Annotated in this window: 15 protein-coding genes and 2 pseudogenes; 14 read left to right on the forward strand and 3 right to left on the reverse strand. The window is 48.0% G+C overall.

Translation table 11 applies throughout. The features are described 5' to 3' along the window. Positions 1-7 precede the first annotated feature (7 nt). The 12 genes from FND52_RS05470 to FND52_RS05535 all read left to right on the forward strand — a co-directional run bounded on the left by FND52_RS05470 (position 8) and on the right by FND52_RS05535 (position 11,720). Positions 8-1,012, forward strand: coding sequence for a P2 family phage major capsid protein (locus tag FND52_RS05470; protein WP_144129912.1), 1,005 nt, complete (start codon positions 8-10; stop codon positions 1,010-1,012). 87 nt (positions 1,013-1,099) lie between these two features. Then, entirely contained in the window at positions 1,100-1,690 is a 591-nt protein-coding gene (locus tag FND52_RS05475; RefSeq protein ID WP_144129914.1) for a host cell division inhibitor Icd-like protein, read from the forward strand. Continuing rightward, on the forward strand, positions 1,687-1,923 hold the full coding sequence (locus FND52_RS05480) for a hypothetical protein (protein ID WP_144129916.1): 237 nt from the start codon (positions 1,687-1,689) through the stop codon (positions 1,921-1,923). Before FND52_RS05475 ends, FND52_RS05480 begins: the two co-directional genes overlap by 4 nt. Next, positions 1,916-2,326 (forward strand): DUF5375 domain-containing protein, encoded by a 411-nt coding sequence (locus tag FND52_RS05485; protein WP_144129918.1) that lies wholly within the window; start codon positions 1,916-1,918, stop codon positions 2,324-2,326. Before FND52_RS05480 ends, FND52_RS05485 begins: the two co-directional genes overlap by 8 nt. Further along, the gene (locus FND52_RS05490; protein ID WP_144129920.1) at positions 2,323-5,010 is read left to right on the forward strand and encodes a DUF927 domain-containing protein; all 2,688 of its coding nucleotides are present in this window, start codon (positions 2,323-2,325) and stop codon (positions 5,008-5,010) included. The genes FND52_RS05485 and FND52_RS05490 overlap by 4 nt, the downstream gene beginning before the upstream one ends. A gap of 280 nt (positions 5,011-5,290) precedes the next feature. After that, on the forward strand, positions 5,291-5,563 hold the full coding sequence (locus tag FND52_RS05495) for an Ogr/Delta-like zinc finger protein (RefSeq protein ID WP_144129922.1): 273 nt from the start codon (positions 5,291-5,293) through the stop codon (positions 5,561-5,563). A gap of 509 nt (positions 5,564-6,072) precedes the next feature. After that, complete coding sequence (locus FND52_RS05505) at positions 6,073-7,239, forward strand: hypothetical protein (RefSeq protein ID WP_144129926.1); 1,167 nt, start codon at positions 6,073-6,075, stop codon at positions 7,237-7,239. 16 nt (positions 7,240-7,255) lie between these two features. Then, positions 7,256-7,789 (forward strand): hypothetical protein, encoded by a 534-nt coding sequence (locus FND52_RS05510; RefSeq protein WP_144129928.1) that lies wholly within the window; start codon positions 7,256-7,258, stop codon positions 7,787-7,789. 656 nt (positions 7,790-8,445) lie between these two features. Beyond that, positions 8,446-8,661 (forward strand): helix-turn-helix transcriptional regulator, encoded by a 216-nt coding sequence (locus FND52_RS05515; RefSeq protein ID WP_244290551.1) that lies wholly within the window; start codon positions 8,446-8,448, stop codon positions 8,659-8,661. Positions 8,662-8,779: 118 nt separating this feature from the next. Next, positions 8,780-10,066, forward strand: coding sequence for a YagK/YfjJ domain-containing protein (locus FND52_RS05520; protein ID WP_144129929.1), 1,287 nt, complete (start codon positions 8,780-8,782; stop codon positions 10,064-10,066). A 432-nt stretch (positions 10,067-10,498) separates the two neighbouring features. Further along, a complete protein-coding gene (locus tag FND52_RS05525; RefSeq protein ID WP_144129931.1) occupies positions 10,499-11,071 on the forward strand; it encodes a hypothetical protein in 573 nt (190 codons plus the stop codon). Between the two features lie 355 nt (positions 11,072-11,426). Then, the gene (locus tag FND52_RS05535; protein ID WP_144129935.1) at positions 11,427-11,720 is read left to right on the forward strand and encodes a hypothetical protein; all 294 of its coding nucleotides are present in this window, start codon (positions 11,427-11,429) and stop codon (positions 11,718-11,720) included. 126 nt (positions 11,721-11,846) lie between these two features. Here FND52_RS05535 and zorD read toward each other — a convergent pair. Both zorD and zorC read right to left on the reverse strand, forming a co-directional pair. Next, positions 11,847-15,089 (reverse strand): annotated as a pseudogene (gene zorD / locus FND52_RS05540) (type I Zorya anti-phage system protein ZorD). Continuing rightward, positions 15,089-16,357: pseudogene (gene zorC / locus FND52_RS05545) on the reverse strand (type I Zorya anti-phage system protein ZorC); the annotation flags it as partial. The pseudogenes zorD and zorC, both read right to left, overlap by 1 nt. Before the next feature lie 11 nt (positions 16,358-16,368). On the opposite strand from zorC, the gene FND52_RS05550 reads away from it, so the two are divergent. Both FND52_RS05550 and FND52_RS05555 read left to right on the forward strand, forming a co-directional pair. Continuing rightward, the gene (locus FND52_RS05550) at positions 16,369-16,818 is read left to right on the forward strand and encodes a helix-turn-helix transcriptional regulator (RefSeq protein ID WP_244290552.1); all 450 of its coding nucleotides are present in this window, start codon (positions 16,369-16,371) and stop codon (positions 16,816-16,818) included. A gap of 402 nt (positions 16,819-17,220) precedes the next feature. Next, positions 17,221-17,673: an IrmA family protein gene (locus FND52_RS05555; RefSeq protein ID WP_144129939.1), complete on the forward strand. Its 453-nt coding sequence runs from the start codon at positions 17,221-17,223 to the stop codon at positions 17,671-17,673. Positions 17,674-17,990: 317 nt separating this feature from the next. On the opposite strand, the gene FND52_RS05560 is transcribed toward FND52_RS05555, so the two are convergent. After that, positions 17,991-19,559 (reverse strand): formylglycine-generating enzyme family protein, encoded by a 1,569-nt coding sequence (locus FND52_RS05560; RefSeq protein WP_144129941.1) that lies wholly within the window; start codon positions 19,557-19,559, stop codon positions 17,991-17,993. Positions 19,560-19,607 lie beyond the last annotated feature (48 nt).

The raw sequence follows: 19,607 nt of genomic DNA on the forward strand, positions 1-19,607 counted from the left end.
TTGATTTATGTTTGCGTTCAGAAAAGAAGCGCCGGATGCCGCACGCCGTTATCATGAAAAATTTACTTCGCAGGATAAAAATATATGTCTTGTCGGAAGCCGTTTTTCTGTAAAAGGAAAAAAAGAAAATATTGTTCGTGCTTCCATTCTTGAGTCTGGCTGGATGATGGCAAATATTACCCTGCGTGATGTTAATGACATAGAAGGTAACGCTATAAACATTGGTGCAAGTGAACTGCATACCGGGCGCGTGGCTGATGGGCGATTTTCTAAAAAAGTAGCAATTAACGGAACTGAATTCTGGCTCTCTGAAACGGATACCTGCGCCACGATCAGTTACGCCGAAATGTCTGATATTTATCACTTAGGCAATGCCGGTAATTTTGATGACACTATGGACCATTTCTTCAGCCAGGCCTGTTCGCTGGATATGCTGCGTGTCGGTTTTAATGGCACATCCATTGCTGATACAACCAGCCCTGAGATCAATAAAAAAGGGGAGGATGTGAATATTGGCTGGCATGCACTGGCAAAAGAATATCAGGGAGGGAAACAGATCCTGTCAGAGCCTGTTACGCTTGGCGAAACCGGAAACTGGAAAAATATTGATTTACTGGCCAACCATCTCATCACAAATGTTATTGCTGAGCCGTTCCGGGAAGATCCGCGTTTGGTGGTATTAATCGGCGCTGAATTGGCTGCGCAACAACGCCTGCGCCTGTTTAATGCTGCTGATCGGCCAGCAAATGTCAGCGCTGCGCAGATGGCCACAAGTTCTGTGGCCGGGCGCTTCGCCTTTATTCCCCCTTTTATGCCAGGCAAACGGCTTGCTGTGACCACGCTGAGCAATCTTCATATTTATACGCAGGCAAATACGCGTTATTTCCGCGCAGAGTTTGACGAAGATAAGTGTGAATACGTCCGTTCTTATCTGCGTAATGAGGGATACGCCTTGGGCGATGCGGAACTTTACGCCGCTGTTGATGAGCATTCGATTGAGCTGGTTGATTAAATCCGCGCAAACAAAAAGACCCGCATTAAGCGGGTCTGGTTGGCAAATACAGAACATTAATTAGTTAAACTTCAGTGAGTTTTAAGAATGGCAGCTTTATTGTTTTTACTCAATCAGCAAAATTCGGTTATAAATTTCTTGCGCCGTAACATTTCTGCGGGCTATAGTTTCCCCGTTGCCGCAAAATCGGCAACCGGGCGTAGGAACCCGGGTAATCTGAAGGCGACACAACACGCGCCTAGCGTGTTTTTTTATGTCGCAGTTCTGGCACACCTGTATTTAATGGTGTGGTGTTTTCTGGCGTTCTTTCGCCTTACACGCCACATCCTCAGAATTATGGTGGTCCGGGCGGGGCAGCTTTCGGGCTGGCCGGTATCCTTCAGAGCCGGTATTCCTACCCCCGTCCGGGCTACCACCCATGAGCGTAGGAACTCCGGTGGTGGCGTTAACCGCTATCTGAAGGAGGTTGCCGCTATGGCCACTGCCCCTGTATTTGCTCATCCTCAGTTTACTTATCTCTTTCTTGCCCTGCGTCGCGCTGACTGTACCGCGCGTCCCTGTCCCGTGCGTGTTACTGCGACCAGCGAGCGTGACGCCCGTCAGCGGCTGTCAGCGGATTTTATTGTCTGCTTTGCCGGACGCCTGCCCGTCAGAAACAGCCGCGAGGTGAAAGCATGAAAAATACCGGTGCAATTCAACCCGCCTGCACACTGTCTGTTAAAGGAGAGGAGCGCCTGCTGAGAGCCACGCTTGCCAGCGAGTTTCTTGCCGGGGTGTTATCCGTCTGCGGCAGTTACGGGCATAAAACCATTCCCGCTGAGGGCGCTGCGGCCATCCTTGCCTGTCTGGCCGAGCAGCTTGACGGCGTTGTGCGGGAAACCAGCACCATAAAAGGGAATGACCATGATTAATAATGACATTGTGCTTTCCCCGGCATTCCGTGCCGCCCTGCTGCGTCGGTATATAGCTGACGCATTCATTACCATGATGACACGTATTAACGGTGAGCCGGTCTATGCCGAAGATGGCGAGCGCGTACTGCTGACGCCAGAAAAGATGGCCCTGAACATTCTTTTCCATATTGAAGCCCCGTGGATGGATGAATTCGGGATGGAGGACGGCAGCCGTCTTGCTGCTGAAGCGCTCGAAAGAATGCTTACGCTGGGCTTTATGGGAGAAGCGCTGCGCCTGTCCGTGGCGGGCGTGACTGAAATGCGTGAAGTCTACCGGGATATCATTTTCGGTGCCCCGGATGGCGAACTGCCCGCTGGCTTTGAATTTGTACATGGCGCAACAGGGGAGGTATACCGGTGAAACAACAATCAGTCACAGCGGTAACGACTGCTGCCCGTGGCCGCTGGCCGCACATCCTTTCCGCGCTGGGTATCGACGTTCCTGCCGGACGCCGCCACGGCGCATGCCCAAAATGTGGGGGAACAGATCGCTTCCGCCTGGATGATAAGGAAGGGCGGGGGACATGGTTCTGCAACCAGTGCGGAAATGGCGACGGGCTTGATTTGATCCGCCTGGTGACAGGCAGGAATGTACGTGAGGTGTCGGATATGGTTGCCGGAACGCTGGCGATGCCTGAAGTGGCGGGGAAGCCCCTGCTGCCTGCCAGGAATGAAGCTGCACGTAAGCAAAACGGCAGTGCGCGGTTTTATCAGCTGATGAAACATGCCGTAACCGGCGAAAGCCCTTACCTCACCGGGCGTGGACTGTTCGGCCAGGCCTGTAACCTGCTGGGGCATCCCGTAACCGTGGCCGGCGCCACCTTTCCGGCTGGCTCACTGCTGTTTGCACTCAGGGATATGGACGGCAACATCACGGGCGGTCAGCTTATCTGCCCTGAAGGGCATAAAAGCCTGCTTCCGGGAAGCCTGCTGGCCGGGGCGTTTATCTCGCCGGTGGAAATACCCGCAGAGGTGCCGGAACAGGTAACCATCACGGAAGGGCTTGCCACGGCGCTGACGGTCTCCCTGCTTGTACCCGGCTGGGTGATTGCTGCCGTAGCCGCCACCAATCTGCCCAGGGTGGCAGAAAAAATCAGACAGAAATGGCCGGACACCCGGATCGTCATTGCGGGGGATAACGATCTGCTGGACGGGAAAGAAAATACCGGGCGTATCTGGGCAGAAAAAGCGGCAAACGCAGTGAACGGCTGGGTGTCGCTGCCCCCGACACGGCACAAGGCCGACTGGGATGACTTCCGTCAGGAGGCTGGTCAGGAGCGTGCGCGGGAGGCTTTCAGGGAAGAAATGACCCAGCACGGAAAAGGCCTGACGCGCCTGCCGGAAGGGTTCCGGCTGACCAGGGAATATCTCTGGTATGACAAACTGGTGAATAAGTCGGATGGCGATACGGAGATCCGTAATATCAAAATTTGCAGCCCGATCAGGGTGACGGCCATTACCAGTGACGCGGACGGCAGTAACTACGGGCGGTTGCTTGAATGGGACGATACCAACGGCAACAACCGGAAATGGGCCATGCCGATGGAAATGCTGGGCGGCAGTGGCGAGGAGCTGCGTCGCGTACTGCTGGTGAACGGGCTTTCCTATATTAACGTTAACGGCGCGGCACGCGCTCACCTGATGGAATACATCTCACTGTGCAAGCCTGAGAACAAGGTGACGTGCGTGAACAGAACCGGCTGGCATGGCGGGGTCTATGTTCTTCAGGACGAGGTGATAGGCCGCGACGCGCGTTCTGTCATTCTCCAGACGTCCAGCGTACAGGGACGGGATTTCCGGGTTAACGGCACGTCAGAGGAATGGCGCGAGCATATCGCGCGCTTCTGCACGGGAAATGCCCGGCTGGCATTCAGCGTGAGTCTGGCATTTGCGGCTCCGTTACTGCAACTGGTGGGGATGGGAGGAGGCGGGTATCACCTGAAAGGCGAATCCACGGACGGTAAAACCACCACCATGAAAGTGGCCGCGTCGGTCTGTGGCGGCACGGATTTCTGGCATACGTGGCGTGCCACAGGTAACGCGCTGGAGGGAACCGCAAGCCGCCGCAATGATGCCACCCTGATGCTGGATGAAATCCGGGAGGTTGACGGACGCGAGGCCGGTAATATTGCCTATATGCTCGCCAACGGGCAGGGCAAGGCGAGGGCCAGAACGGATGGTTCGGTCAGGGAAACCAACCGCTGGAACCTGCTTTTCCTTTCCACCGGTGAGCTGTCACTGGTTGAGCATGCAGCCAGCGCCGGAGAGCGCACCTATGCAGGTGTGGAAGTGAGGATGATCCAGATCCCCAGCGACTCCGGCAGATATGGCGTGTTTGAGGATCTGCATGGCTTCAGCGGCGGTAAGGCACTGTCTGAGCACCTTGAGCAGGCTGTTTCGCAGTACCACGGTGCGCCGTTCCGTGACTGGTTGCGGCATATCACGGCATCACTGCCGGATGTTACCAGCCAGGCCAAAGCGATGCTGAAGGAGTTCACGCGCAGGCTGACGCCTGAGAATGCCGGTAATCAGGTGGGGCGGGCGGTGACGCGATTTGCACTGGTGGCAATGGCCGGGGAGCTGGCCACGCGGGCAGGTATAACCGGCTGGCCGGAAGGTGAGGCTTACACGGCGGCTGAACGCTGTCTTGCGGCATGGATGGCTGACCGTGGCCACTCAGCGAACCAGGAAGATCGCGCCGCGATGGAGCAGGTCAGGGATTTTATCACGCGTAACCAGTACAGCCGTTTTGCTGACTGGCACGACGAAAAAAACCGTCCTGTGGCCATGATGGGCTTTCGTAAAGTGGACAAGGGAAACACAGGCACAGAGGCGGTGACAACGTTTTATATCCTGCCGTCAGGGTGGAAAGAAATCTGTAAGGGTTTCGATGCCCGTAAGGTGGCGAGACTGTGCGTCAGCGCCGGATGGCTGGACGCCGGTAAGGACGGGCGAACCCAGATAAGTATGCGCCTGCCAGAAATAGGCCTTAAGCGGGTATACCAGTTCAACACTAACGTGCTTGGAGAGCCGGAAGAGGACTAATCTCGCGTGAGTCTTATTTTAATGAGGTAACACTGGTAACAGAGGTAACACCCGTAACCGGTAAGGGGCGGGGGTGTTACCAGTGAAAATTAGCGAAAGGTAACACTGGTAACAAAATAAACGCTGTTACCACCTGTTACCTCGCGATAAAACGCAGTGGTAACTAATTTTCTCTTTATAAATCAATGTGGTTACCAGTGTTGCCACTGTTACACGTCAGGACAGAAAGCAGATAGCCTGCCAGCCTTTTTCCTGGCAGGCCATGAATCAAGGAAACAGCATGCGCATAATGAAAATGACCTGCCCGGCATGCCTTGCAGATGCAAAGATTCGAAAAACGAATCGTAAACACCCGCAGCTGGCAGATGTTTACTGTAGTTGCTCAAACGTTGAATGCGGCCATACGTTTGTGATGAATGTCGCTTTTTCCCATACGATAAGCCCCAGTGCGCTGAAGGGGCAGGGAAGGGTGAAAGAACTGATTGATGCCCTGCCGGAACAGGACCGTGAGAGGGCGCTGGAAATACTGCTTGCGGCAAAAAACCGGCAGTAATGCATCATGCCGGGGTGGCAAATGCCATGCCCGGACCTGCTTTAAATGCGCCAGCATCTTTCAGTTTTGATTGTATTTAATTGATTATCTTTCAATAGCTTAATTTTTGAGTGTGGCGGGCCAGCTTCAGAAAACAGTGACGGAAAAATTTTTATTTATTTCTAATCAATGGCTTAAGTGTTTCAGCCTTTACATGCCAGTCCCCGGAAACTGAAAAAAGCTGAAATTCCTTTCATACTTTTCAGTTCGCTTTCTACCCGGAAAGGCCAGTAGTGGCGCGGCCTGCAGGGATGATTTGTAGAAAATCAAAACTGAAAAAATTCTCTGATATGAAAACGGCAGGCGGGTGCGGTGTAGTGCGATTTTGGTGAGAAGAAGATTTTTTTTGGCGTAAGTTAACAAACTTAGCTTACTGCAAAAGAACTACCTTTACGTAGATGGAGGAGGTGATTAGTATGTTCTCAACACACTAGCAATTGAGCTTATTAGAGAAAGAAAGGTAATTTATTATGGATAACGGTTCTATTACTTTTTTTGATATTAACGCATTTGGTTTTTACCGATTAAAACATAAAGCTAAAGATCTTGATTACAAATTCGGTTCTCTTGAGGAAGTTTTTGGCGAATTTGAAACTTGGTTACGAGGTAAAGCTATTGAAGAAACTATTCCGTGGGATGTTAATACCAACCCAATGCGATCTAAGACATATTGTCGTGGAGTTGCTATTGATCCTCAAACGAAGGATATCGTAGTGGTTTTGCTTCGAGCCGTTGGTGATGGTTCAGGTAATTTACATGGTGTTAGAATGGGTTCAGCAGTTGGCTCCGAGGAAAGTGATACAGTGAAAGCTGGAACGTCGGTGAGAGGAGGCAGGGTAATTTGGGGAGATCCATGTTATTACTGGATTATCCCAGAGCACAAAAAAATAGCTTCCATAATTTTTCCTCATTCTGGCGCTGACACTAATAGGTTTTGCCAATACGTAACTACATTTGTGAATAATCATTCGAATGTAGATGGAAGTAGAAAACAATCAACTACTAGCCATCAGCATAGCCGTGATCCAAACCGAATGGTTAATGTAGTCAAAACAATGTTTGAGCATGGAGAAGGAAAGGATAAGTGTAATTGCTTATTTAAGTTTGATGTTGAACAGACAAAAATAAAAACTGCTGTTGACAACTTGGAAAATATTATACCGAATATAACTCAAACTATAATTCGTGATATTGCGACTTCTCGTGTAGATGATGAGCGTAGCCCTTTTCTTCAGTTAGCAAGTGAATTTATGCCTTCTCTATTTGGAGAGGCGCCACCTTTACAATCCCCTAAACGTATCGAAGTACGCATTGATGGTGCTCCAACTCCTGAGGAAATCGCACAATTATTTGCACAACGAACAGAGGATACTGACTGGGCTGATGTAGGCTTTAAAGTTAAGGATTCTGAAATTCCAATATGGCTTACTAAATATGTTGTGAAGTCTACATTACCGATCGATTCTGATGGGCTTTCACACTATTCTCCGGGAAAATTATTAGAAGAAATTAATAATATCAGAGAGGACATTCTCGAGTCCGTTATGGCTCAGGAGGATGCTATTGATGACGAAGCTCAATTAGATCCTGTTGTCGAAGATTCAAATGACCAACTCATTGCTAATGGTCAAGTTTAAGTGATAGGTGAATAATATGAATCCCAAAGTTAGGAAGGCATTATCAGACCTGATCACTGGCGCCAAATGGGATGTTATTGCTCTGGCTGTTATTGCTATATTGGTATATTTCTTGAAGGACTCGTTGAAATTTTCTGATGTCAAGGATGTAGTCGGGACCTTGCAAAATATTTCAGCTGCAATATTTACTATTATCGGATTATGGGTTGGTTTTTTGTATCCAAATGCAATTCAAGGGATTGTTAGTGATAATGTTGATTATATTAAGAATACGAAGGACGTTCCGAGGATAGAACGATTAATCTATGTGATTATTGTTTCTGCATTAGTTATGCTTGGTACACTTGTTTTTTATGTTGTTAAGGCGTTGATAGGAAATTCAAATTTCTACATTGAATGCAGGGTGAGTATTAAATTTGTAGCATTGGTATTTGTTTTTTGTTTATGTTGGCTGCAAAGTCGTTGTATTTTTAGCGTCATTATTAGCAACTTCCGATTTGCTAACAATCTGTACTCTCGTATAAATGAGTCAAAGTTAAAGCATGATTAAATCTCATTCCCCTCCTGTTGAGGAGGGGGAAAGGAGATTTGCTTTGGGGGCATTTTTGGGGGCATAAAACTAAGTTGTTTTTTAAAATCTCATGTAAATCAGTTGCATAATTATTTTTTCTATTCATATTATCGCACCATTAAAATCAAATAGTTACAAACATACCTCTTCAGTAAAATTCTCTGTTTTTCGTCTCGCGTACTTACTTGCGTACTTGTTTAGCATCCTATAGCTTCTCATTTCCTTTTTATCTCATGAATGCTAACTACTGCATCTACTCGGGATGGTCGTGCTAACGCGTCTCGCTCTGAGTTACCCGTGGGTGTAATGGAAGAGCCCGTTCTGTGTTCTGAAAAGCCTCACCATAGAAAAACTACAATGGGGCAACTAGGTTCAGATGGATTCACTGACATGCATATGTTTAATAGGAAGTGGTAGAAATATACTTTTTTTTATTGCCAGCTGTTTTCTTGGCGTATCAGATTGTTGCTGGTATAAATGTTGCCAGAGCGAAGTGGTCGGTAGATAGCGCGAACTCTACATAATCACATTGCTTACTTTGATTGGTTTATACAGAGAAGAACATTCCCCCTTCAACGCTATTTAGCTCTGTATTGCTATGCCTGTTATTTTGTTTTCGTCAGGGAATATTAAATTTGAAAGTTAACACTACGATTAGTGACAGGGGTTTATTACTTCGTCAGCAGCAACAATTAATCCGTATCAATAAAATGCTGCAATTACTTGATTGCAGTCGTACAACACTTTATCGCTGGGTCAAAGCCGGCATTTTCCCTCAACCTATTATTCGTGGTGGCCGTACTCTAGGTTGGCCTGAGCAGGTTTATCAGGAGTGGTTGAAAGAACAATAAAGATAGCTCTGTACATGAAGGCTGGGGTTCCAGCCTTTTTTTGTACCTGGTAAAAGTGAAACAAGATGAACCGTGAATAGATGATTTATTTAAGCCTGAATAAGTATGAATCGTAGATATGTGCCTGATTAACCAACTAGAGAATACCTCAACCATCTCTGCATCTAATACGGTATTTAATAATATATCGCCAGGCATCATTGCGGGGATCCAATCAAAGGGGATCTTTATCTTTAAGGACGTGCTGTGGCCTGTACTGTATTCTGAAGAAGAGCAAGATATCAGAATCATGGGGAAAGTATTTGATGCCGTGGATAAAGTGGCTACGAAATCCAGGTTTCTAGCTGTCAGGTATGATCTTCATCTTCCGGAGTATACCTCTGGTAACCAGCCTATCAGTGATTTCCATAATTTACTGTTCAAAATGATAAGTGAAAATTATCCCAAGTCTTTTATAAGTTACCTCTGGGTTAGGGAGCAGGGAAATTCCGAATCCCAACATTATCATTATCTGCTAATGCTTGATGCTAATTGCATTAGATACCCAAACCTCTTGAATAAAATAGTTGATCGCTGTTGGCATCTTGCTACCGCTGGGACCGTGTTTTTTCCAAAAAATGGTTATTACACTGTTGCTCGAGATAATCCAGAGTCATACGCAAAACTTATGTTGCGTGTAAGTTATTTCGGGAAAAAATATACTAAAGAACACATTGCTAAAGGCATTCGACGTATTGGTCATGGTTTCAAAAAACCAAAGCCATTCATTCGTAAAACGAGGCAAGCCAGGGCGAAAGTCATACTGAAAGCGTCCGACAACTTGAAAAGTATCTCTCTTCCTTCCTGCTACGAAGGTTCGTTGGACAAATACTTCCAGGGAGAGGCTGAGCTACCCATGTTTTACCGTAGGCGTTCATATTATGAACTAGTCGACGAAGAAAAGTGGTGGATCCGCGATGCTCCACGCTGGTCAGGGCATCGACGCAATTACCTTTTTGAAGCATTAATTACAGGCGTTAGTCTGTCTGGGTATGCAAGAAAGTATCGGCTTAATCCTGAACGTGTGTACGCAAATTGCCGACAGGTAGGTGGGCAGAGCCTTAAAATCATTTACTGGGCTTGGCATCGCTATTGCTTTTTGCAAAGTAAAGGCTCAGTTGAAAGTTACATCAGAAACAATAAGCTACGCTACAAATCTGCGGCCAAACAACTGCGTAGAAAACCAATGAGTGATCGCTGGAAGAAACATTTTGATGATTACTACTTACGTTTTTGGCCAGAAGGGTGGAGCGTTGCAGAATACTGCCGTCATGTTGGGATAGTGCCGAGTACTGCCAGGCGTTACCTGGTAGATTTTCCATATTTTGGCCTGATCAATCCTTTTTTGCTTCGGCCATGGCTATGATGGCTTCGCCCTAACAGGAAAATGCTGAATTAGCAGGAACACTTAATGCCGAAGTTTGAGATGAAATCCCATTAATAACAATCTGTTGGTTTAATTAGTATGAATTACCACGTGATCACTTTTGGAATATGTATTTATAATCAGTGAGTTGTAGTGGGAAGGATATATGATCACCGTTAAAAATAAATAATGATGATGGTGCATTCCGAGCCATCAGATAGCAATGTGTAAAGTGATCGCTCGAGTGATCATGATCAGTGCCGGTATGCCGGTATGCCGGTATGTGGGTATGAGCGAGAGCTTTACAGATTCAAATAGCAAAATTTTATCGATAGTATTCCTTATTACTTATGGCCTGTTTCTGTAGTGGTACACTGAATTTGGTTGTCTAACAGATTGATCTTCATCCTCGAATAATTGATTGAGGGAAAAATGGAGCAGCAACAACAAAGTAGTATCAATTTCCGCCCGTTCATTGGCTCAAAATACGCCGGTAGCCGTTATGGCGTTCGGGTGCTGGTATTGGGTGAGTCACATTACGCGGACGAGCACGACGTAGGCCACGATTACACGCAGTACGTTGTTAAAACGCACGCTTACTGTTCTGGCAATCCGTTTTTCTCTAAGCTCACAACCGTGTTGCGTGGTGATACCTCAAATCCAACGGATGAAGAACGGTATGAAGCCTGGCAGAACATTGCGTTTTATAATTACGTGCAGTCAATCGTTGGTGAAGGCTCGCGAATAGCGCCAACAGCAGAAGCATGGAGGGCCGCAGAAGCCCCATTCTTTGAGGTTGTCGGGGAGCTAGAGCCTGATGTAATTCTGGTGCTGGGTAATCGCCTGTGGGATGAGGTGCCAAATCTTCCGCCAAAATACCCGGTGGAATGGTGCGGCATCACACATCCAAGCGGTGGAATGGCCTATGAACCGTCAATTGCTGCACTGGCTGACTCTATAGCGAAGGCTGGTGGCACGTTTGCCAAGCGAGAAGAACAGTTATGATTAATTTTCGCCCGATTACCCATTCGGAACTCATAAGTAGGGGCAATGAGCCCCTGCATCATGGAGTTTCAAAATGTCACGTACACGAGCGGAGCGCCGCCATCATGAGCGCCGCATAAAGCAGAAGCGTCGCCAGTATTTTCATGTTTTCGCCAGCATGTCGCCACGTATGGTCGGAATCATTGCACGCACCCCAACATCTTGCTCTTGCCCTATGTGTGGAAATCAGCGTGAGCACCACGGTATGAGCTGGCAGGAGATTATCGACCGCTTGCGATATACCGATTAACAGGAGGATGAATGCACCATGACACTACCGGAGAACATTTGTAAGTACCTTAATTGGAGCTTACTTATGTCTACATTTAATACTCGTAAAGACCGTGATCGCCACGGTAAACCATTGCCACACTGGCGCGTGAAGTATGCAACTCGCTGTCGTGTAAAGCATATTCACTATGCCGACCGTTATAGCGACAATGCGCCCCGAGTAAACTACAGCAAGAATCCAGGTTACTGGAATAACTTGTATACGACCCGCCGACGTCGCGCTGATGAACGTGCCCTGGCGCATGCTGTAGTGACTGGCGCAGATCCTGATGGCCTGCTTTGGTTGCCGAACAATCGCCCCCTGGAATATTACTGGTAAATCTCAAACCCGCTGCGGCGGGTTTTTTATCCCTGTACTAACACCACCTCTCATTGAGGTGGTCAGCAGGTATTGGCTTTGAAATGAACCTAAGCACCTTTTTTTTGTAGTGCGAAAATTGAGCGCTTACGCCCCTTTTAAAATGTTTTCAAAATCAGCGCTGCTTAGATCCGATGCAGAGCACAACATATCCCTCGCCAATGCCCGACGACGCTGAAGGAGTTCGTCTAGCGTTTCTTCCAACGTCGTAATTTCAGTGTCCATTACCGTCGGATAATACACATACACATCCTTTGTCTGGCCGATACGGTAAGCGCGGTCAGTTGCCTGGTCTTCTTTCGCTGGATTCCAACAGCGGGTGAAATGAATAACGTGGTTTGCTTTCTGCACGTTAACCCCAAAGCCAACCGCGACGGTGGAGAGAATAATCACGCCAAAGCCGGGTTGGGACTGGAAATCATCAATCAATCGCTGGCGACTATTCTGGCTCTGACTTTTAGTACTGGTGTCGCCGTTGATGATCACCGGACGGAAACCGAATCGCTGTTGAATAGCATGCTGTATCTCGCGCTGGAGATCGCGCAGCTCAGTAAAGATGATTACTTTGTCTTTGCTGGTGTGCTTAATCTCATCCAGCGTTTTCAACATCCAGTTAAGCTTTGGCGACCCTTCCTGATAACGAGGCTCAGGGTTAACGACTGCCGGGTGTGCACAAATGAGTTTAAGACGATGTAATAACCCCAACATCCCCGCGCCTGCTTGTTGCATTCCTTCACTAAGTGCCTGCTGTTGTTGCCAGTTCGCTATTGAAGAAAGATACAGTTGCTTTTGGGGGCCAGAAAGCGGCAGTTGCTTACAGCTGACGACTTCTATTTTTTGCGGCAAATCACGCGCAACCTCTTCTTTAGTCCGGCGTAATGTTTGTGGTTCAATCAACGCTCGTAAGCTTTCAAGCTGCCCTGTATCCCGGCCCGCTTCGTTCTCTATTGGGCGAACATAGTGTTTGCCAAATTCATTGAGTGCGCCTAACAGGCCAGGCTGAGCGAAATCAAAGAGGCTCCACAGGTCTACAAGCGTGTTTTCGACAGGCGTGCCGGTACATGCCACTTTAAATCTGGCTTGTATAGCATTGGCGGCATGAGTGATTAATGCTGCCGGGTTCTTTATTTTTTGTGCCTCGTCGCAGACCATGATGGACCACGGTTGGCGCGCCAGTGAGAACTCCTGATCGCGAAGCGTTTCGTAGGTTGTCAGAATAATTTTCGCTTCACCGCGCCAGCCGGGTTTGAGCAGGTTTTTGATCTCCTGAGACTGCAGATGAGCCGGGATCGCCTGTTTCGGGTATTTCACTGCTTTGATGGTATCGCCATATAGTTTCAACACTGAAATCCCGGCGGTATAGAAGAAATTATCCAGCTCACGTTCCCAGTTATCCAAAAGAGAAACGGGGGCAACGATGAGGCTGGGTGGCTCGTCTGGTAATTTTTCAATGAACCAGACCAGGAAGCTCAGGATCTGCAGCGTTTTCCCCAGACCCATGTCATCCGCCAGCAAGCAACCAGCCGTTTCCTGAGGTGAACGAAGGAAAAGCTGCTGGAGCTAGGCCACGCCTTCACGCTGATGATCTTTGAGCCGGATGTGCTCTTTAAGGCTCAGAGGAATTTCAGGTTCAGCTAGACGTGCATTGAGGAGTGAATCGCGGCGTTGTTTGATATAGGCCGCTTCTTCAATGTTCTGTTCAATTTTGAGTACAGCCCGGGCGGCTTTTTCAACAGCACTGTCCTCTGATTCCTGTGTTGCCTTTTGCTGTTTTTCCCAGTTCTTACTGAAGGTCTTCGCTGCATCCAGCGGCAGTTCAGTCTCATTCCAGGGGGGGATGATATGCGTTTCGCCAGATGCTTCTGCCTGGGTAATTCTCTCCTGCAGTTCATCGAAATGCTGCAGGTTTTCAGGTTGCCAGCCCGTTAGCGTCTCCACCGAAAATGCAGAGCAGTCGATGTCATCAGGGAGCCAGTCTTCACTTTTTGCCTTGGTCAGCCAGGGCGAGGATATTTTTTCGAACTCACCAATGCCGATGACGCGATCGCCATATTTGCCCAGATCCAGGACATCGTTAAACTCTTTACCCTCGACTTCCTGTTGCCAACGCAACAACAGCGACTGGCAATCATGCCATTGCTGTTCAGTGAATTGGCTAAGTTCCAGCTCGTATCCCTGCCAGGAACCTGCCGGCATTTGCGCGGCAACGCTAATCCCTACGGCCTGAACAAATTTTTCCAGTTCCCATGGCGCAGATAAGAGGAATGACACCTCCGGTTGTGGCACCGGTGAGACAGGCTCCAGTACCAGCGTAATACTCTCTATCTTATTCTCATCATTGATTTGGGGTTGAAGCCTGAAGTGATGAAAGAAAATATGGGCATCAAACAGTGCCTGTTCGTGTTCCTCAGGAGCAATAATACTGGCGGCATCTTCACCCAAAAAAGTATAGGGGTTGCGAACAAAGGAGAGCGCTTCACTGCCGGCAACCCTACGGCCAGGGATTGAGTGAATAGAACTCAGGACTTCTTTTACTTCGGGAGGAATGATGACATGGCTGAGTTCGCCGTTCTCCCCGGGTATGCGATAGCTATCGTGAACCTGAGCATTCTTGTCAAAACTGCCGAGCCAGTTAGTGGGCTGGTCCTCGAAGTGTGGCTCAATCTCGATAACGGCAGTATCAGCAACTGTTGCCTTACGCAGACGTAATGACAATGAGGTCGGTTTGATAACGTGCGTTTTTTCTAAGTAGTCATCAAATTTTGCGGCAGCTTGTTTTGCACATTTGCGAATAGCGGCCCATCCTAGCTGGTTAGTGGTTTCGCCAGGCGTCTGAATTTGCTGGGTACTAAGCTGCTCTATTGCTTGTAAAAGTGCCCAGTTATCCCGTGATAACAGGTGCTGTTGATTTTCATAAGTAAAAATAGCGCCGGTACGATTGAAACGAATAGGCTGGCGGGAAGGAATCGCAGACCACTCAGAAATCCAGACACGAAAATCACTATCGTTTAATGCCCCTCGCGAACTCAGGCTTGCACGTAATGGTAATACCTCTGGGACACCAATAAGAGGCAGACTGCTGGAGTGTTCTTCGTCTTCCACCAGGCGATACAAGGCATCCCAGCTCAATAACCAGCGGTCTGTTAGTGATATCAGATAGTCTTCTTCGGCCAGTTGCTCAAGCCAGGATGCCAGAGCCCAAAGCTCTGAGTCATTAACCAACGATTGAGGAAAACTGAGTCCGTTTTCCTCAATCTGGTACTGATACTTCAGGTGGCGTTCTATCTGCTGACGGTTTCCCGTCAGTTTACTTAACAGACGTTTCAGCATTATTTGATCCAGTAACGATGCGGTTCTTTAGTCACAGGGGTGAAACCGAGTCGAAGCAACTCTCTTTCCGTTATATCGTCAGGTGCTTTGAACTGAACGGACAGCACGCCACCTTTTTGTCGGTTATCGCTGACGATGCACGAGGTGTTTTCAACCAGGCGCTGTATTGCTGTATCCCGCAATGGATTGATGATTTTGATGTCAGATACTGTGGCGGGTGAGGGCGCTTTTTTATCAATAAATTTGACGGGCTCTTCAGCCATCCAGCGGATACCCAACTGACGTAATTCATCGTCATATTTCAACATCCAGCCAGTGATTCGGGTCTTGTTATACCCTTCGGCTCGTGGGGTATGTGGAAGGCGAAGAACATTACGGTATTTATCTTTTAATTGGATATTAATATCCAATGAGTGTGACTCTGGGTTAAATGGAGCCTGACCCACCCGGTAGGCATACATCGCGTTCCCCGTCCCGGAAAATTCAACGAAAATGTAGTCGTTAATCTGCATGATCATGGCGTTATCGAAACTACGCCCACCGCGCAAATGACTTAACCGTCCACGATTCTCCTCACGGAATTTCATAAAGTCGCGGCCACGATCGTGCCAGGCATCTGGCCCCATCACGATACGGGTGAACCCCATCTGATTCGCAAAACGTAGCCAATAATGCAGCCTGGCCTGATCGACATCGCCATTGCCGCGTAACAGTTCAAAGAAATGCATCAAATCTTGTTTTGCCAGCCACCCCCGCACCATCGCTGCGACGGGTTCAGAAACATACTGATGCCACTTGTTCTGCTGGCTTTTCAGCTGCGGGTTATCCCAGTATTCCAGCGCAGCCTGTTTCAGGGCGGAATGCGCTTGATCGCGATATGTTGAATGGTAATAGCGGGTCAGCGTTGCCGTCATGATGTCATCGCGAAAACGTACCCACTGCGCCGCCAGGCCTAATAGCCAACTGATTTTGTCCAGATATTGAGGATCGTCCAGAGTATCAAGCTGCGCCAGCAACACCGTGAAAATACGCTTCCACAACCAGCTGCTGTCAGGGATTTGCGCTATTTTTTCCAATGATGATAAGGAGTTATTCTCACCGGAAAGGATCTGCTGGGATATCACACCACCAGCCTGAGGCGTAAAAATATCGTGGTAAAACTCAATGGTTTTCATCCACGACTTTTCTCTGCGAATAGCGGCTTTTACGACAGGGTACCCCCTGGCAATATGACCGCGCAGAACACACCAGTGCGGGTTTATTTCTGGCGGCATATGCATTGATCAAATGCCACCATAGGCCTGATGCAGAATATGAATTTTCTGGTGAGTTTCTCGGGCTTACACATGAGCTTAAGTTTGCAGGGAAAAACTTACGAGAACTGAGAGAAACTGGCTGTTCTATTTATGATATTTATCAGGAAGAGTACGGCATGATCTTACTTCCTGATCATCCCGGCATTAAGCTCGCCGAAATACTAGCTGCCTCACATATAGGGCTGAATAAATTTTCGGTTTACATGGGATGTCGCGAGCAAGAGATAGTTGAATTGTTAATCGGTTCAGTTTCTTTGACGAAAGCTATGGCGCTCCGCTTATCGCATGTGGTCGGTGGAAGTTGGTCAAAATGGATGTCTATTCAAGAGCAATTTGAATTACAGGTGGCACAACGAGAGATCAAAGAATTAATGATTTTGACTAATTTAGGGGATGAGATTGTTGGGTTATAACCCAACAATCTCAATGGCATGTGCGAGTTGCCTGCAAATGAATTGTGATTGTCCTCTTACATAGATGCTTCAAGAGGTATTAATATTGACTGCGGCCAAAATATAAGCACACCCGTTTTCGTTCCAGGCACTTTTTGAGATTTACGGGGTTTCAGCCATCAACCGGCAACAGTTAGAAAATCAGACCCTCGCTCAGGGGCGTGTCCACATTCTGTGCGAAAGGTTATTGGATATCTTTTTTTATGCTCTGCACGCGTTAGAAAGCCATTGATTTTCCAGCATCTCAGGGGGGAAGATGGGAGACATCAATAAAAAGATAACTGCCGCATTTTACGTTATCGTTAGCTGTCCGGAATGATTTACCTCTTTAAGGTTTTGCACTTCAAAATAGAGAAACATAATATGAAAAATGTCATGGCTGGTTTATTTCTGTTAAGTGGTCTTTGCGCAGCGATTAATCCGGCAATAAGCGCTGAAAATGAGCAACGTTATATCAGTATTCGTAATACCGACAGCGGTTGGATACAGGGCGTTTGTTCACTGGTGTTCACCTTGGATAATGGTGGATACGGGGAATTTAATCATTTGTCTGTTACGTTGCAGCTAACCGACAAATCCGGTGCAGCGCTGGAAACGGGTACGCTTGAAGTGGAGCCGTTTGGTGATAGCGACGCAACCCGTTCAACGAGTGCGGCAACTGAATTCAGTTGTGACGCGGTTGAAAAGACAGCCAGCGTCGTTATTAGCCGGGTTAACGAGCTCTCTGCGAATGGCGCATCACATGCATTGCCTCTGTCAATATTCGACCCGCAATATTACCAGCCGTTGAAAGTTAGCGTCGGGCCGGGAAAATAGATTTCTTGCATCTTTACCGGGGATGCCTAAGGCATCCCCTTCAAACAGGCTGCGTATTTACTTTTCGATTAAACCGATTATTCGATCGCCTTCAGCATCTTCCTGAGCAGCACGGCTAAATATACTGCCATCGCTTTGCGTACCTACCTTGATCGGCTCTTTACAGAGTTAATTGTTCCTGATCCTCATTGCTATAAATCTCGGCAAAAGATGACTGGACGCTGGCAACAAAACCTAAAGTTATTGCCGCGATTTTTAAGCTAAATTTCACGTTATTAACTCCTTAATAAATATGTGCGCTAAGTCAGAGGTTGCGATCAGTGACTGCTTTTAATTTGCTTACAGGTCTCAAGCCAACTGGCAGTATCGATTTTGCCGTTTGCCAGGTATTTTTGTTGGTTCTGCCAGTGCGCGGCGAGGAATGGCTTAAGGCCTGAAAGACGTTTGTTCAGGGTGAGCATTTGATCAAATACGGTCACTTCATGCTTCAGACCTTCCTGACCATAAAGCGTGGCGGAATCAACCAGGCTGCTGGCGTAATATCTGGTCAATTGTTGCAGGCGATCGGTTTGTTCGCTGAGTTTCGTTTTACGGATGGCACAGTTTTTGTCGCTGTCGTCTTTATCCTTGCATAACAATTCATAGTTGTGGTTCAGGAAATCCAGGAATCGGCCATCATCCTGTAATTTTGTGCACAGGAAAGACCCTAAATTTAAGCTGGCGCGGATTGATTGCGCTCGCTCTTCTTGCTGTTGCTGATTGCTGGCGCGAAGCTGGTTCTCCAAATCTTTCAGTTTCTTTTTCAGTTCCGTATCTTCAACGCCTGATGCCAGGCTGCCCAGCGCTTTTGCGGTGTCTGCTGACTCCGCTTTGTTCTTATCCTCGCCCGGTTTATTTTCACCGAGCGTGGCCCAGTTTTTCTCAAGCTCTTTCAACCGGTTGGTCGAGGTAATGGCCGGGGATACCATGACCAGACGCAGGCCCGTCGTTTTACTGGTGAAGGGATGCGCCTCATCGTAGTAGTTAATTTCTTTACGGGTGGCGCTACGGATCTCAGACTCATTTGAGATTACGCTGCCGCCGCGTACCACGAATCCGCCCGCCTGGCCATGAAGGCGGTTGATTTTATTAAGATAAAAGGGGGTAAACATCATTTCAGAGACATTGCCCAGCATATCGTACAGGCCGAGAGGGTTGGGATTTAGCAGACCGACCAGCTGTACTTTGCCGTTAGAGGATTGTGAGCCGGAATACCACTCATAATTTTTCATGTCATCCATCGGATAATGGGAATCGCGGAATTCCGCGCTATTCACCTTCAGGCCGCCACGAGCCGCAAATTCCCATTCGACTTCGGTGGGCAGGCGTAAAAATCCTGGATTACCGTCTTCTTTCGGCAATTTGTCGAGGGCGTTACTGCGTAACCATTGGTTATATTTATCGGCGAGGTTGACCGCATCAAACCAGCTTATATTGGTTTCTGCAATGCTCATCTTGCGCGATGGGGTAGGGCAGGTACCGCTGGTTAGTGCCTGGTACTGCAGCGCCGTCAGTTCATATTTGGCCATAAGATAGTAGCGGCCTTTGCTTTTTTTGGTCTCGGTAAAACTACCGGCGATAAAGGTCGGATAACTGTGTTCAACAAAGCCCCATTCCCCACCGTCTTCACCTAAGGTAATCGGCATATCATCCAGAGGGCCGGCTACCGGGATCTCAACCCGACGGAATACCATCGCGCCTTCGCAGGGCATGGGTAAGATAATATCTTCGCTATCCGGTTTCGGGTTATAGGTTTTCTCTGCCCAAGGCTCTGCCAGCACGGAGGACATTTTCAGCAGCAGGGTCAGCGCCAGCCAGCGTAATAAGGTGGAAGGAGTAAAGGCCATGAACGATCTCCGCGAACAATAAATGCTTTACGCAATAAAATGGATAAG

This window comes from Atlantibacter subterraneus (assembly GCF_007570865.1).
In the GTDB taxonomy this organism is placed as follows: Bacteria; Pseudomonadota; Gammaproteobacteria; order Enterobacterales; family Enterobacteriaceae; genus Atlantibacter; species Atlantibacter subterraneus.

Bases quoted from the DNA above. Each gene is read 5' to 3' on its own strand.
- FND52_RS05470 (WP_144129912.1), top strand. From the start codon at position 8: ATGTTTGCGTTCAGAAAAGAAGCGCCGGATGCCGCACGCCGTTATCAT.
- FND52_RS05475 (WP_144129914.1), top strand. From the start codon at position 1,100: ATGGCAGCTTTATTGTTTTTACTCAATCAGCAAAATTCGGTTATAAAT.
- FND52_RS05480 (WP_144129916.1), top strand. From the start codon at position 1,687: ATGAAAAATACCGGTGCAATTCAACCCGCCTGCACACTGTCTGTTAAA.
- FND52_RS05535 (WP_144129935.1), top strand. From the start codon at position 11,427: ATGTCTACATTTAATACTCGTAAAGACCGTGATCGCCACGGTAAACCA.
- FND52_RS05495 (WP_144129922.1), top strand. From the start codon at position 5,291: ATGCGCATAATGAAAATGACCTGCCCGGCATGCCTTGCAGATGCAAAG.
- FND52_RS05560 (WP_144129941.1), bottom strand. From the start codon at position 19,559: ATGGCCTTTACTCCTTCCACCTTATTACGCTGGCTGGCGCTGACCCTG.
- FND52_RS05520 (WP_144129929.1), top strand. From the start codon at position 8,780: ATGTGCCTGATTAACCAACTAGAGAATACCTCAACCATCTCTGCATCT.
- FND52_RS05485 (WP_144129918.1), top strand. From the start codon at position 1,916: ATGATTAATAATGACATTGTGCTTTCCCCGGCATTCCGTGCCGCCCTG.
- FND52_RS05505 (WP_144129926.1), top strand. From the start codon at position 6,073: ATGGATAACGGTTCTATTACTTTTTTTGATATTAACGCATTTGGTTTT.
- FND52_RS05510 (WP_144129928.1), top strand. From the start codon at position 7,256: ATGAATCCCAAAGTTAGGAAGGCATTATCAGACCTGATCACTGGCGCC.
- FND52_RS05555 (WP_144129939.1), top strand. From the start codon at position 17,221: ATGAAAAATGTCATGGCTGGTTTATTTCTGTTAAGTGGTCTTTGCGCA.
- FND52_RS05525 (WP_144129931.1), top strand. From the start codon at position 10,499: ATGGAGCAGCAACAACAAAGTAGTATCAATTTCCGCCCGTTCATTGGC.